This is a genomic window from Herpetosiphon llansteffanensis (assembly GCF_003205875.1).
Classification (GTDB): Bacteria; Chloroflexota; Chloroflexia; order Chloroflexales; family Herpetosiphonaceae; genus Herpetosiphon; species Herpetosiphon llansteffanensis.
Genome location: NZ_PUBZ01000090.1, coordinates 20,421 through 34,324, shown reverse-complemented (window position 1 = coordinate 34,324; position 13,904 = coordinate 20,421). Strand labels below are relative to the sequence as shown.

The window sequence follows — 13,904 nt, the reverse complement described above, 5'->3', positions numbered from 1 at the left end:
TGAGGCTATAGGCTGATGGCTATTGGCTAGCGGAACATGAGTTGGTATTTCCATCCCCATAGCCCATAGCCAATAGCCTGTAGCCATTATTCGTGTTCTTCGTGGTTAAAACTGGCCCCGCTAAATTAGCTTGAGGCTTGGCGTGGCATCGAGCGACCAATCGTGTTGCAGGCCTGCCTGATAGCGATAATAGGCGGCAGCGCCGATCATGGCGGCGTTATCAGTACAAAGCCAAATTGGCGGGTAGGCCACCGGAATCGGCTTTGCGGTAGCGCTGAGCCGTTCGCGCAAGGCGGTATTGGCGGCAACTCCACCAGCCAAAATAATCGTTTTGGCTTTGTATTCGCGGGCAGCGGCAACCGTCTTTTGCACCAACACATCAACCGCCGAATCTTGGAAGGCAGCGGCAAGTTGGGCGGTAAACGCAGGGTCAACCTCAGCCAGTTTAACTTTCTCCATGCGCTCGCCCAAACGATCGTTAACCACATTCAGCACAGCGGTTTTCAAGCCGCTAAAGCTCCAATCGTAGGTTCCGCGCAACCATGCTCGCGGCAATTTGAGCGCGCCAGGGTTGACCCCACGGGCAACTTTCTCCATTTGCGGGCCACCAGGATAGCCCAAGCCCATAATGCGGGCAACTTTATCGAAGGCCTCGCCCACTGCATCATCGCGGGTTTGCCCGAGCAAACGATAATCGCCATGATCGTTGAGTAGCACGAGCGCTGTGTGGCCGCCAGAAACAATCAAGGCAACACACGGAAATTCGGGCGCTTGATAGGCTAATTCTTTGGCTGTATGCAACCACGAAGCGTAAATATGGCCTTCTAAGTGATTGACCCCAATAAATGGCAAATTCCGCGACCAAGCAATTGCTTTGGCGGTGTTGATGCCAGTTAATAAGGCTCCTGCCAAACCTGGGCCATAGGTTGTGGCAATCGCGTTGATTGCGCTCCAACCACCAGGCACTTGGGCCAGCACCGTATTAATCACTGGAGTAATGGTTAAAATATGCTGGCGTGAGGCCACTTCGGGCACAACACCACCATACCGCTGATGAATATCGATCTGCGAAGCAACGCTATTGGCCACAATCTCGCGACCATCGCGAATGACTGCGGCAGCGGTTTCATCGCACGATGTTTCAATCGCTAAAATCGTAAAGCCTGCGGGCAATTGATGTGACATGGATTCCTACGTTCTATTTCACCTAGCTGTCAGTTGCGTTGGATTGACGCTGTGCCGTGGCTATGGCATGATACGAGTGGATAAAAACGACAACACCCCGTTTTTGGGGTGCTGTCGTGCGTTTAGTGCTGTGAAGTAGCTTCCCCAGCGTGGCTATCCACAACGACTTCGGTATCGTGAGCATCTTGATTGGTTGCATCGTGATGTTCATGGCCGTGATCTGCATCATGATGATCATGATGGCCATGGCCACCAATGGTATATTCACGGACTTCACTGGCGGCTTTAACCCGCCGATCATATTCGCCATCGATGGCATCGCGAAATGCCACAAAAAACTCTTTAATGCCCATTACGGTTCTCCGTTGAATGATCTGCTGTCGCATTATACCAAAACTGGCAGCACGGTGTAAGAAAGAATACTAGTCATGTCAACTGTTGGTTGTTTAATTTTGCACGGCTTTACCTCATGCGCTGATTCAGTCAATCGCGTGCCAAGCCGTTTAACGCCCCATAACATTCCCTATCGCATGCCCTATTTGCGTGGTCATGGTACCTTGCCCGAGGATTTGCAAGGCGTGACGTGGCACGATTGGTATGCTGATGCCAACGCTGCCTTTCGCGATTTACGCCGTGAGGTCGATAAAGTTATTTTGATTGGGCTTTCGATGGGCGGCTTGGTTGCCAACCATCTGGCCGCCGCCCACCGCGACGAGGTGCTTGGCGTGGTCAGCGTAGCCGCCGCCATGCGCTTTCACTACAAACACGCCGATAGGGCGCGTTATGTTGCGCCAATGCTGGGCATGTGGGGCGACGAAAACCGCGATATGGGCGCTGGCTGGTACGATAAAGAAACAGGTCGCCAACATGGCAATTATCGGCGCTTTCCTGCTCCGGCGTTTGTTTCATTATGGCGCTATGCCAAAGTCGTGGAACAACAATTGCCACGAATTACTGCGCCAATCTTAATCATTCATTCACATCAAGATCGTACAATTCCAACTGCTGCTGCCGAAGCCATCTACCGCCAAGTCGGCTCAGTCGATAAACAATTACTATGGTTCGATAAAAGCGGCCACGAAATGCTCCGCGATGGCGAATCGCCAGCAGTTTTAGATGCGGTTGAACACTTCGTGCTGCATCATCGTGCTCACTATCAATCATCAACACATAAGGAGTAGTTAGCTGCATGCCTGCAAAAACCGATACACCTGAGGAATCGACCAACGGGTCAGCCAATGATCTATCGCTCGATGCTGAGCATGTTCGTAGTCAAGCTACCACGCCCTTGCCAACGCGCTCGCGCCCCAAGAGCAAGGCCAATGCCAACCCGAATGATGCAGCGTTAATGAATGAACTGCTGATGAATAACCAAACCACTGCTCGCCCACGAGCACGCACGGTTCCGCGCGCCGAGCACGAAGGGGCCTATGTGCGCGTACCCAAAGCTGTCTCAAGCGCAGTTGGCGCAGGCCCGACCTCGCGGCCTTTGCCCCCCAAACAGCCACCAGTCAAAACCACCTCGCGCGGCGCTGGCTGTGGCATGATCGCACTTGGGATTTTGTTGGCAGTGGTATTAGTTGGCGGTGTCGCAGGGCTTTGGGGCTATTTTAAATTCAAAAATACTACTAGCGATATGTTGGTCACCATTCCAACTGCCGAGCGCAATGTGGTTGAGAATCCAAATAATCCAAATTCGCCAGCAAACCAACCGCTCGCTACCCCCGATATTGTCAAAGATCCCTTTAACTTGTTGTTGATCGGGGTCGATTTACGCGAAAATGATACTGAAGCCCGCACCGATACTATCATCGTGCTGCATGTTGATCCAGCCCAAAAATGGGCGAGCATGGTTTCAATTCCCCGCGATAGTTGCGCCGAAATTCCAGGCTACGATGAGCCTGGTACTTGCTCGCAACGCATCAATGCCGCCTATGAATTGGGCTATAAACGCGGGATCGAGAAAAAAATGGCCAACCCTTCAACTGAAGGCATGGCCTTAACCCGCGATACTGTCGCCAATATGCTCAACCTGAACATCGATTATGTCGCTCAAGTCGATTTCAAGGGCTTTCGCAAAATTGTTGATGCAGTTGGTGGCATCACAATCAACGTGCAACGCCCGCTCTGGGATGCATCGTACCCAACCGATGACGACGATTATGGCGTTATTCGGCTGTATATTCCTGCTGGTTTGCAACATATGGATGGCATAACCGCCTTGCGCTATGCCCGCTCGCGCCATCAAGATGCAGATTATGGCCGCTCACGTCGCCAGCAAGATGTGATTCGAGCGTTCGTGCAAACCCTCAAAGATAAAGGCTTGTTTGATCAAATTGATTCATTGAATAGCCTAAGCGAACAACTCAAAGGCTCGTTCTACACCGACCTGCCGATTACCGATCTTGGTAATTTGCGCGCCTTGGCCGGGCTGGGCACCGACATCGCCAATGGCCGCATCAAGAGCGTCAAATGGGATACCAGCGCCGTCGCAGGCTATATTGATGCAGCTCAATATGTGCCAATTTGGGATCAATCAAGCATCAATGCAACCGTCAACGAACTATTGACCTCGCCAATTCCCGATACCAACAGCCCAGTTGATGGTAGCTCAAACACGCCTTCAGACGATAATTTGAGCATTGAAGTGATCAATGGAGCACAAATTAGCGGTTTGGCGGGCGATGTTGCAACCCACCTTGAAAATCGCGAATATCAATTGCTCACCTCTTCGACGGCTTCAACCGTCTATGACACCACCAAAATCATCGATTTTGGCAATCATAAAGAGCTGCGCGAGCAACTGGCCGCTGAATTGGGCATCAACAGCCGCAACATTATTGTGGTTAGCAAAACCAGCCCCGCCCCCGAACAACCCAAGGGCAATCCGGCCTTGGTGCTGCTGCTTGGCCGCGATTACGACGAAAGTTGGCGCACGCCCTAAATTTTTAAACCAGCAAGGCGCAGGCATGCAACCTGCGCCTTGCTGGTTTAGCTAATGAATTCAGCCCAAGCATAGCCAGCCCTAGCGTGATGTGCATTATCCTAGGATTAGTGGCGTTGGCAAAGTGACTCCACGATGGTGCTATAATAGGCCCATTGTATCGGCAATCGGACAACTGAAGGATGACGCAGCGTTGTGCGTCGGATGGCTCACTGCATGCTGCGGTGAGCTTTTCATATATCCCAAGGAGGATAACCCCATGCCAATCGATTGGAGTGCTAAGTTCGCGTTTGAAGGGCTGACCTATGATGATGTGCTGCTGATTCCAGCCTACTCTGATGTCTTGCCTTCGCAAATCGACGTTAGCACGTGGCTAACTCGCGAGATTCGTTTGAACATTCCAGTTGTCTCGTCTGCGATGGACACGGTGACTGAAGATCGCATGGCGATTGCACTTGCTCGCGAAGGTGGCCTTGGCATTATTCACAAAAATATGGCTCCCGCCCAACAAGCAGATTTGGTGCGGCGGGTCAAGCGCTCAGAAAGTGGCATGATTACCGACCCAATTACCTTGCGCCCAGAGCAAACCATCGGCGAGGCTTGGGAACTGATGAGCGATTACCATATTTCAGGGGTGCCGATTACCAGTGCTGCTGGCGAATTGGTTGGGATACTTACCAACCGCGATTTGCGCTTTGAAACCGACCCCATGCGCAAAATCAGCGAATTGATGACCAGCGAAGAACTTGTGACTGTGCCTGTTGGCACAACCCTCGACCAAGCCAAACAAGCCTTGCACCAACATCGGATCGAAAAGGTGTTGGTCGTCGATGAACATGGCAAACTCACTGGCTTAATCACGGTCAAGGATATTCAAAAGCAGATCGAACATCCCGCCGCCACCAAAGATGCCTTTGGTCGTTTACGGGTTGGCGCTGCGGTTGGTGCTTCACCAAGCGAATTAGAGCGCGTGAAGTTGTTGGTCGAGGCAGGCGTTGATGTGATTGCGGTCGATACAGCCCACGGCCATTCCAAAGCAGTGCTCGATGCAATTGCTCGCATCAAACAACAATATCCCGACCTGCAAATCATTGGCGGGAATGTGAGCACCGGTGAAGGTGCGCGCGCCCTAATTGAACACGGTGCTGATGCGGTGAAGGTCGGACAAGGGCCCGGGTCCATTTGTACCACTCGGGTGGTATCTGGTGCGGGGATGGCGCAAGTTACGGCAGTGATGGAGTGCGTGAAAGCAGCTGAAGAAGCAGGCGTGCCCATCATCGCCGACGGTGGTATCAAGTATAGCGGTGATGTTGCCAAAGCCTTGGCTGCTGGCGCACACACGGTTATGCTCGGTGGCTTGTTGGCAGGAACCGACGAATCACCAGGCGAGATGATTCTCTACCAAGGGCGCTCGTTCAAATCCTATCGCGGCATGGGTTCGATTGGCGCAATGCAGCAAGGCAGCAGCGATCGCTATTTCCAAAGCAATCAGCCTGCCCGCAAATTGGTTGCCGAAGGGATTGAGGGCATGGTTCCTTACAAAGGGGCACTGGCCGATACCGTTTATCAATTGGTTGGCGGTTTGCGCTCAGGTATGGGCTACGTTGGCGCGCACAATGTTGATGAGCTACGCAAAAACGCCCGCTTCTCACGCATTTCGCCAGCAGGCTTGGCCGAAAGCCACCCCCACGATGTGACAATTACCAACGAAGCACCAAACTACGAACGCCGCGGCTAAATTGCTCAAACAGCCCTGCTTCCAAGTACAAGGAAGCAGGGCTGCAATGTTTAGCCGACTTGGGCGCTATCAGCGTTCACAGCGTCCAAGGTTTCCTTAAGATGATGGCCTTCGTGCCAGAGGCAGCCGCCAGTTTGGGCCACTGGTGAAGCTGCATCGCCACCCCAAGGCGCAACCATTGGCGCAGCAATTTGTTCAGGCGTAAGGCTTGCCAAGGTTGCCTTGATTTGCTGGCGCACAGCGGCCCATTGCTCAAGCGCTTGTTCGTAGCTCAGTTGCTTGCGTTCGCCAACCGTGCGCGCATTAAAGGCGTTTAGCCCTGCGTCTTCACCTTCCAAATCTGGCATTTCGGTCAGGTAGCTTTGGCCTGCTTGATGGGCCTGCAACCCCTTCAAAAACTCTTCTTCCCAAATCGTCAGATGGCTAATGATATTGGTGACCGTCCAAGGGCCATCAGCATAGACCAAGGCATTTGGGTCAAGCTCGCCAAATTTGGCTTGATTCGCCGCCCGATCAGCATCGAGTTTCGCAATCATAGATTCAACAGTAGGGTTTTGCATACACACTCCCATAACAGAACGTCTGTGCCATTATAGCCAAATCGCCAGCTGATTGACTACAACTTTTGGCGGAGTTTGAGCTATTTGCCTTGCCATTTCGCAGCACGTTTTTCCAAGAATGCGCTTGTGCCTTCTTTAACATCTTCGGTCACGCAGAGTTGACCAAAAATGCCGTTTTCGTAGGCAATTGCATCGCGCAAGCTCATTTCAGCGCCACGATTAATCAAGCGTTTGGCTAAGGCCGTGGCCAATGGCGCATTTTTGGCAACCTTGGCCGCCAGTTTATGGGCTTCGTCGAGCAATTCTGCTGCTGGCACAATTTTTTCAATCAAGCCAAGCCGTTGGGCTTCGCTGGCTGGAATGCGCTCGCCAGTCAGCACCAAATATTTGGCCACGCCAGTGCCAGCCAAGCGTTGCACCCGCAATGCGCCACCCCAGCCAGGCACCAAGCCTAAACCAACTTCGGGCAAGCCAACTTGTGCTTGTTCGCTGGCCAGCCGAATATCGCAGCCCAAGGCTAGCTCAAAACCGCCACCAAGCGCAAAACCGTTGATTGCGGCAATCGTAACTTGCGGCAATTCGCCAAGTTTCCACAACACATCGTGCAACGCTTCCGACATTTGGCTGCCTTGCAATGAGCTTTCGATGCTGTTGACTTCGCTAATATCAGCGCCAGCAACGAAGGCTTTTTCGCCAGCACCAGTAATAATCAAGGCGCGAACGCTGGTATCTTGGGCTAATTGATCGACCGCTTGGCCCAATTCGCGGATGGTTGCACTATTTAAGGCATTCAAGGCCTTAGGCCTATTAACCGTAATAACCGCAACCTGCTCGTTAATCTCAAGTACAATATTTTCAAACGCCATAAAAATCTCCTGTCTGTAATTATGAAGGATTAAGGATGAGGGATGAAGTTTCGATCAAACACTATCCACAATAATATCCAACCAGCATCATTTATTTGATCAAAGATGAACAAGGGAGTGAAGGATTAAATATTTTGCAAGAGATGCATGATCAATCAGCTATTTCATCCCTCATAATTCATCCTTCATACTTATAAAAGCCTTGGCCCGATTTACGCCCAAAGTGGCCTGCTAGCATCATGCGCCGCAGCAATGGTGGCGGGGCAAAGCGTGGCTCGCGAAATTCATCAAACATAATATTGGCAATCGAATAGACCGTATCAATGCCCACAAAATCGAGCAAGGTTAATGGCCCCATCGGATGGCCACAGCCCAGTTTCATGCCTTCATCAATATCTTCACGGGTAGCAACGCCACTTTCCAGCAGCCGTACTGCATCGAGCAAAAACGGCACCAGCAAGCGATTGACAATAAATCCGGTGGTGTCGCTGGTATCGATTGGAGTTTTGCCCAAGGCGCGGGTAAATTCGTGCAATGCAGCAATCGTTTCATCGGAGGTTGTCAGCGCGCGCACAATCTCGACCAATTTCATAACTGGCACAGGATTGAAGAAGTGCAAGCCAGCAAAGCGATCAGGGCGCTTGGTGACTGCTGCCATTTCCATAATTGTCAACGATGAAGTATTGGAAACAAAAATCGTGCTGGGGGGGCACAATGCATCAAGTGCGGTAAAGACTTCGCGTTTGGCTGGCAACTGCTCAACAATCGCCTCAATAATCAAATCACAATCAGCCAAATCGTCGAAGCTGGTAGTGCCATGCAAACGGGCTAAACTTGCATCGCGGTCGGCGGCACTGAGCTTACCTTTGCTCACATCCTTTTCCAAAATGGCGTTGATGCGAGCCAAGCCTTTATCCAACACAGCTTGATTAACTTCCCGCACAACCGTCGTGAAGCCTGCTTGGGCGGCAACTTGGGCAATGCCCGCGCCCATCAAGCCACAGCCAAGTACCCCGACTTTTGTGATCGCCATCGATCATCTCCTTGTGCTACAACAAGCAATCTATTGGCGCTATTATAGCCGACTTAGAATGCAGTGCGTCACATGGAAGGATGAAGGATGAGGGATGAAGGATGAAGGATGAGGGATGAAATAAGGGAGCAGCAATCAGCGTTTAACGCAGCGGTGCAGAGCATTAAGGGCTTTGGGCTATCGGATAATTATTCGTGGAATCCGTGCAATCTGTGGCCAACGAAAAGGATGAGAGATGAGGGATGAAATAAGGGAGCAGCAATCAGCGTTTAACGCAGCGGTGCAGAGCATTAAGGGCTTTGGGCTGATGGCTAGCGGAGATTAATTGCAATAACAACCATTGTTCCGATAGCCCAAAGCCTCTAGCCAATAGCCACATTCCTCTTCGCGTGCTTCGCGGTTTCTAGCCTTCGTGCTCTATGTTCTATGCTCTTTGCTCTATGCTCTATGTTCTATGCTCTTTGCTCTTTGCTCTTTGCTCTACTTCGTGCAACAGTGGCCAAGTATCAAACAACGCATTGCTGATACCTGACCGCTGCAGGCTAACCTCTGATGGTTTAGTTATGGCTAATTGGTTGCGGTTGGCCTTTGCTATCCTCAGGCTCTTTGGTTGGCACTGGGGCTGGCGGCTCTTTGGTTGGCACTGCGGAGGTTGGTTGTGGCGTTGGCACCTCGGTGGGCTTAATCTCATCGGGAATTTTGGTTGGCACTACCACGGTTGGGTTACGCACAACAACTGTGGTTGCAGTAGGCAGCCCAATGCTAGGAATTTCGGTTGCCAATGGCGTGCTGGTTGGCACACTGGTTGGCAAGGCTGTTGCTGGTGGCAACTCAGTCGCCGTTGGCAGCTCGGTTGGCAACGCTGTGCTGGTTGGTAATATCGTTGGCACGATGGTAGCCGTCGCAATCGGCTTGACTACTGGTGCTGCTGGAACTTTAGTTGGTTTGAAGGTTGGCAATGCGGTGCTCGTCGAGGTTGGCAAAACGACCTCGGTTGGCTCAAGCGTCGGGGTTTGGGGCTTGGGCGGCACACGTGGGTTGGCAATATTTGGCCCATCGGTTGGTTCAAATACTGTAACTGGTTGCGCACTCATTGTTGGTTCAAGCAAAACCTTGACCATTTGGGTTGGGGTGACCGAAGCACTCGCAACCATGCGCTGACTACTTTGATCAAGCGTCTCAATCAAATCATGGTGCTTAAGATCATCACTAAGATTGTCACTTGGAATAATAGCAATCGTTGTTTGCAGTTGTTGATTAGCTTGGCGCAACTGATCGCGGCGGGGATCATTGGTATGGGTTGGCGCAAGTGCTAACTCGATCGATTGGGTTTCATTCACCACTTCATCAAGCAAGCCATTTGGCACCGGCTTATTTAACGCCACCAAGCTGGCGATTTCGCGCTGGCGTTCATTGACCAACTCAATCCGCACGGACAACTGCTGATCGCTCGGTGTAAAAGCAAGGCTTAGCGATTCGCTCCAGCGTTTCACACCATACAGATTATCGCCCGGCAGCGCACGAGCTGAGGCCGATAAAACTAGATTGCCACTCAAACAGAGCAAGACGACGATCGTGGCCGTTGCCCACAACCAACGTTGGGTCAGCAGCGAGCGGCGTTGCTTTGGCTTTGCGGTTGCCTGTGCCCGATAGTGTTGGGCTAAACGCAGAAAATCGGCCTGCGCTTGACTCGCCCGTGGTGGCAGAGTTGGCGCTTTGACCTGTTGAAGTTTGATTAATGGATTAATCAATTGGCGAATAGCGTCGGCATGGTGTGGATATTGCAGGCAGAGCGTTTCGAGGCTAACCCCATTCTGCCAAGCATCAATCACCAGCTCGCTCAACTTATCATTCATTAGTCCCCCACTGGTCGAAGTAATCGACCTAGCGCGTTAAGTGCCCGATGCTGTAATGCTTTGATAGCACCTTCGCTACGACCAGTGATTTGCGCAACATCACGAATACTCCGATCTTGCAAAAATCGCAGTATGATCACTTCAGCTTGCTCATCGGTGAGTTGCTGTAACGCCGCATAGAGTTCAGCATGATCCAACGATGCTAACGATTGTTGATCAGGCCCGTCGGTAGGATCAACCACCGTATCCACCAAGGTTTCCTGTTTGCGTCGCCCTTGTCGCCGTAAATGGTCAACGACCCGATCATGGGCGATGCGATATAACCATGAGGCGATGCTCCAACCTTGATAATTGAACGAACCAAGGCCTTCGAGCATCTTGATAAATACATCGGCGCGAATATCTTCAGCAGTTTCATGGTCGCCGATGCGATAATAAATATAACGAAACAACGCTGGCGAGTAGGCCTCGTAAAGGTGTTGCAGCACTGCATGATCGTAGGCTTTGGCGCGTTCGATAATTTCTTGATCGCTGAGAGACTCGAGCAAAACGAGCATCCCCTTTCAATGTATACCGTCTGAATGCTCAATTCGTTACGGTTAAGATCGTTAACGTTTTTGACCATTCATCCCCATGGTACAATAGCTTGCGTCTCAGCGCGCAGTCATTGGAATCTCTGGTGATTGCTCCTGCCAATGGGCTGCCTCAACTGTCATTATGTAGATCACAAAGGAGTGTTCATGGCATCGTCAGTGGCCTTACCACCGTTTCAATCTAGTGCTCGCTTAGCTCGTTGGTTGATTCAACCAGGTGCTGTGGTTGCAGCAGGCCAAATTGTGGCTTTGGTTGTTGATGCTCACGCTGAATGGGCGATTCCAGCAAACCACGCTGGAACGATTGCAGCATTATTGGTAAATGAGGGAGCCAGCCTCGATGCAACCACTCCATTATTACAATTTGTTGAAACGGTGTCAAAACGCCAACTTGCTGTCACCCCAGTAGCGCGCAAGATCGCCGAACAACATAAGCTCGATTTAAGCACGATCAGCGGCACGTTGGCCGATGGTCGGGTTGGCAAACGCGATATTTTAGCCTACTTGCCTGATCATGCTACAACCACGCCCAATCCTACCGAGCAACTAGCAGCCCCAGCAGATGGCTTTTGTGTCGCCGAACAAATGGGCAATGCGTTTGCACAATCAGAACAGGTAATTATTGTTCCAGCGCCAAAAAGCCAACCAACCCAGCAACCAGCCCAGCAACCAACTCAGCAACCAACCCAGCAACCAACCCAGCAATCAGCCCAGCAGCCAAGCACCCTGCAAGCATGGACAAACGAGCAACAACAGCAGATTGAATTGCGCCAAATCGCTGCGGCTACAATTCCTCAAGCCTATTGCTCACACCCAATCAGCGTCGATCGCTTTGCACCTAGCGAGCTAACCGCCCAACTGTTGTTGGCAACAATCCATGTGTTGCAGCGACATCCGTTGTTGCGCAGCCTTTGGGTCGATGGAGATCGGCTGGAACGCGCAAATTTGCACATTCTTGCAGAGCATCCAGCGGGCAGCACGAGCATTCCGTTTGCCGCCGATCTCAATTTGCGCGGCTTGCAACGAGCATTAAGCACTAACGCAGATCAACAGCCTTGTGTGTTTAGCTTTATTCAAAGTGATGTCAATCTGTGGAGTGCAGCGCCGATTCGCTACGGTCAATCGGCAACCTTGCACATTGGTGGCGTGCGCAAAGTGTTGGTTGGCGAGGCCCTGCAAATCAGCCAACAGGCAATCGCAACCCTCAGCTATGATACACGTTTGATTAGCGACCACGCTGCCGAAGCATTTTTAGCCGATTTGGCCAAGGCTGTTGCTTAACGATCTCCTCACCCCAACCCCGCTCCCACACGGCGGGCGAGGAGTAAAGAAACTCCACTCTAGCTAGGGCTGAAGCGGCTGGATCGCCACCGCATCGGCCCAAGTGACTGTGCCAGGAATCGCACTCAGGCCAATGCGGCCAATTTGCCCAGGCTCAAACCAAAACTCGCCCAAACTCAGCCAACTCCCAGCATGCTTCGCTTGATCAATCACAATTTCGCTCATGCCATCGCTATGGGCCACCCGATAATGGGCTGTGCCTGCGTTAGTTGCTGTATTCGGAATAAAAATCAAGACCCGATAGCGGCCTGCTTGAGGAATCCATGGCCGCCAGAGGCTTTGACCACCGCTGTTTGTCCAATGCGAGCCATTGAAATTACCAGCCGCATCCGCTTGCCAATGGCTGCCATAGCGGGTTGTGGTCGCCGGATCGCTATCATCGGCCAAGCTGCTCAGCGCCGGTTGATTGCAACTATCAACTTGATCAAGCCATAGCCAGCGGCTGCTCGCTCCAGCAGGATGCGCGGCCCATGGATCAGGCAAATTGCTACACCAGCCAGCAGGATCAACATCGCGACCCAAGCGCTGAATGCTCAAATGCAGATGATAATTAACGCTACAGCCAGTTTGGCCCACCAAGCCAATCAGCGCCGATTGCGCAATTTGGCTGCCTGCTTGCACATCAACTCGCGCCAGATGCCAATACGAACTGCGATAGCCGTTGGGATGTTGAATCACAACTACTCCGGCGGGCGTTGCACAACCGCTATCAACCCAGCCAGCAAACAGCACTTTGCCCGCTGCTACCGCCAAAATCAGGCTATCAGCAGGCAGATCATAATCCCAGCCATTATGGCCATCGTAGCCCAATTCGAAGCTTAAACCATTGCCCAGCATCGTCCCATCGGCCTTGATCAACGGATATTGATGGTCAAATTGGGCAATTGGATGGTTGGCTGCATTAAACGGCGTGAACATAAATGGTTGATCAGCAACCGGATTGTAGATTGGCTGGCGTGGATCGCCCATAATTGGCGTGACTTTGGCTACCCAAGCAGCGTTGCCAGCCCCAAGCAAACGTTCAAACTGCGCTTGATCGTGCGTTTTGGCCAAAACCCGCAACAAGCTGACATTGGCCAAATCCAAGGGCTGCTCGGTTGACCACCATGTGCCATCGTTAAGTTGAAAGGTGTTGGTTAACGGTTGGCTCAAACCCTCGCGCAAGCTGAGCGTGACCCACAGCACTTGTTGCGGAAAGCCAGCTTCAGGGCCGCCAAACGCATAATCAACATTAAATGTGTCCGTTATATCGTGATTGATGCTCAACAAACTGACCAATATCAACGGGTTGATATTCCAGCGCAGCGCTTGGCCAGTGATGATATTCGCAGCATCTTGCTGCATGCCATTGCCAACCGCAAAGGTTTGGTCGGCCAATGCTGGCAGATAGGTGGCAATCAGACTCGCCACTGTTTGCGCATCGCCATAACGCGCATCTTGCAAACGCACAGCGTCAATTAATAATGGCAATTGGCGCTGTTCGCCAGCACTACCAATGCCTGCGCCATGAGCAAGCGGCGTTGCCTGCGGCGCTTCAACGTGGGTTTGGGGCGCGGTTTGAACCACGGGCCGCTCGCCAAAAACCGCTGGTAACAAAAATGGCACTGGCAACAACAAACATAAATCGAGCACCAACAGCACAATCAACGGCTTGGGCAAGCCGCGATCAAACCGCCACGCGCGCTGCAATCGTCGATGAGGAATAAACGAACGGCGAGCCATAGACCAAACTCCTGCTGCATACAAAAACTGCTACAAGCCTAGCTTGCAGCGCAGCAAAATGCTATC

General features: G+C 51.9%; 12 protein-coding genes. 4 read left to right on the top strand and 8 right to left on the bottom strand.

Going from position 1 to position 13,904, the window contains the following annotated elements; genetic code table 11:
* Positions 1-120: 120 nt before the first annotated feature.
* Entirely contained in the window at positions 121-1,185 is a 1,065-nt protein-coding gene (gene tsaD, locus C5S61_RS11010; RefSeq protein ID WP_110515107.1) for a tRNA (adenosine(37)-N6)-threonylcarbamoyltransferase complex transferase subunit TsaD, read from the bottom strand.
* A gap of 122 nt (positions 1,186-1,307) precedes the next feature.
* Positions 1,308-1,538, bottom strand: coding sequence for a hypothetical protein (locus C5S61_RS11005; protein WP_110515106.1), 231 nt, complete (start codon positions 1,536-1,538; stop codon positions 1,308-1,310).
* A gap of 75 nt (positions 1,539-1,613) precedes the next feature.
* On the opposite strand from C5S61_RS11005, the gene C5S61_RS11000 reads away from it, so the two are divergent.
* The 3 genes from C5S61_RS11000 to guaB all read left to right on the top strand — a co-directional run bounded on the left by C5S61_RS11000 (position 1,614) and on the right by guaB (position 5,867).
* Positions 1,614-2,366 (top strand): alpha/beta hydrolase, encoded by a 753-nt coding sequence (locus C5S61_RS11000; protein ID WP_110515105.1) that lies wholly within the window; start codon positions 1,614-1,616, stop codon positions 2,364-2,366.
* An 8-nt stretch (positions 2,367-2,374) separates the two neighbouring features.
* Positions 2,375-4,129, top strand: coding sequence for an LCP family protein (locus C5S61_RS10995; RefSeq protein WP_110515104.1), 1,755 nt, complete (start codon positions 2,375-2,377; stop codon positions 4,127-4,129).
* Between the two features lie 259 nt (positions 4,130-4,388).
* Positions 4,389-5,867 carry an IMP dehydrogenase gene (gene guaB / locus C5S61_RS10990; RefSeq protein ID WP_110515103.1) on the top strand — a complete coding sequence of 493 codons (1,479 nt, stop codon included), beginning with the start codon at positions 4,389-4,391 and terminating at the stop codon, positions 5,865-5,867.
* 50 nt (positions 5,868-5,917) lie between these two features.
* On the opposite strand, the gene C5S61_RS10985 is transcribed toward guaB, so the two are convergent.
* From C5S61_RS10985 to C5S61_RS10965, 5 genes are all read right to left on the bottom strand, one after another.
* A complete protein-coding gene (locus C5S61_RS10985; protein ID WP_164689371.1) occupies positions 5,918-6,427 on the bottom strand; it encodes a DinB family protein in 510 nt (169 codons plus the stop codon).
* A gap of 80 nt (positions 6,428-6,507) precedes the next feature.
* Entirely contained in the window at positions 6,508-7,293 is a 786-nt protein-coding gene (locus tag C5S61_RS10980; protein WP_110515101.1) for an enoyl-CoA hydratase/isomerase family protein, read from the bottom strand.
* 178 nt (positions 7,294-7,471) lie between these two features.
* Entirely contained in the window at positions 7,472-8,326 is an 855-nt protein-coding gene (locus C5S61_RS10975; protein WP_110515100.1) for a 3-hydroxyacyl-CoA dehydrogenase family protein, read from the bottom strand.
* A gap of 557 nt (positions 8,327-8,883) precedes the next feature.
* Positions 8,884-10,182, bottom strand: a complete 1,299-nt coding sequence (locus tag C5S61_RS10970) for a DUF5667 domain-containing protein (RefSeq protein WP_110515099.1) — start codon at positions 10,180-10,182, stop codon at positions 8,884-8,886.
* Positions 10,182-10,730, bottom strand: a complete 549-nt coding sequence (locus C5S61_RS10965) for a sigma-70 family RNA polymerase sigma factor (protein WP_164689369.1) — start codon at positions 10,728-10,730, stop codon at positions 10,182-10,184. Before C5S61_RS10965 ends, C5S61_RS10970 begins: the two co-directional genes overlap by 1 nt.
* A 192-nt stretch (positions 10,731-10,922) precedes the next feature.
* Between C5S61_RS10965 and C5S61_RS27690 the strand changes: the two genes are divergently transcribed.
* Positions 10,923-12,056 (top strand): E3 binding domain-containing protein, encoded by a 1,134-nt coding sequence (locus C5S61_RS27690; RefSeq protein WP_164689367.1) that lies wholly within the window; start codon positions 10,923-10,925, stop codon positions 12,054-12,056.
* A gap of 63 nt (positions 12,057-12,119) precedes the next feature.
* On the opposite strand, the gene C5S61_RS10955 is transcribed toward C5S61_RS27690, so the two are convergent.
* Positions 12,120-13,838, bottom strand: coding sequence for a peptidoglycan DD-metalloendopeptidase family protein (locus C5S61_RS10955; protein ID WP_110515096.1), 1,719 nt, complete (start codon positions 13,836-13,838; stop codon positions 12,120-12,122).
* Positions 13,839-13,904: the final 66 nt, after the last annotated feature.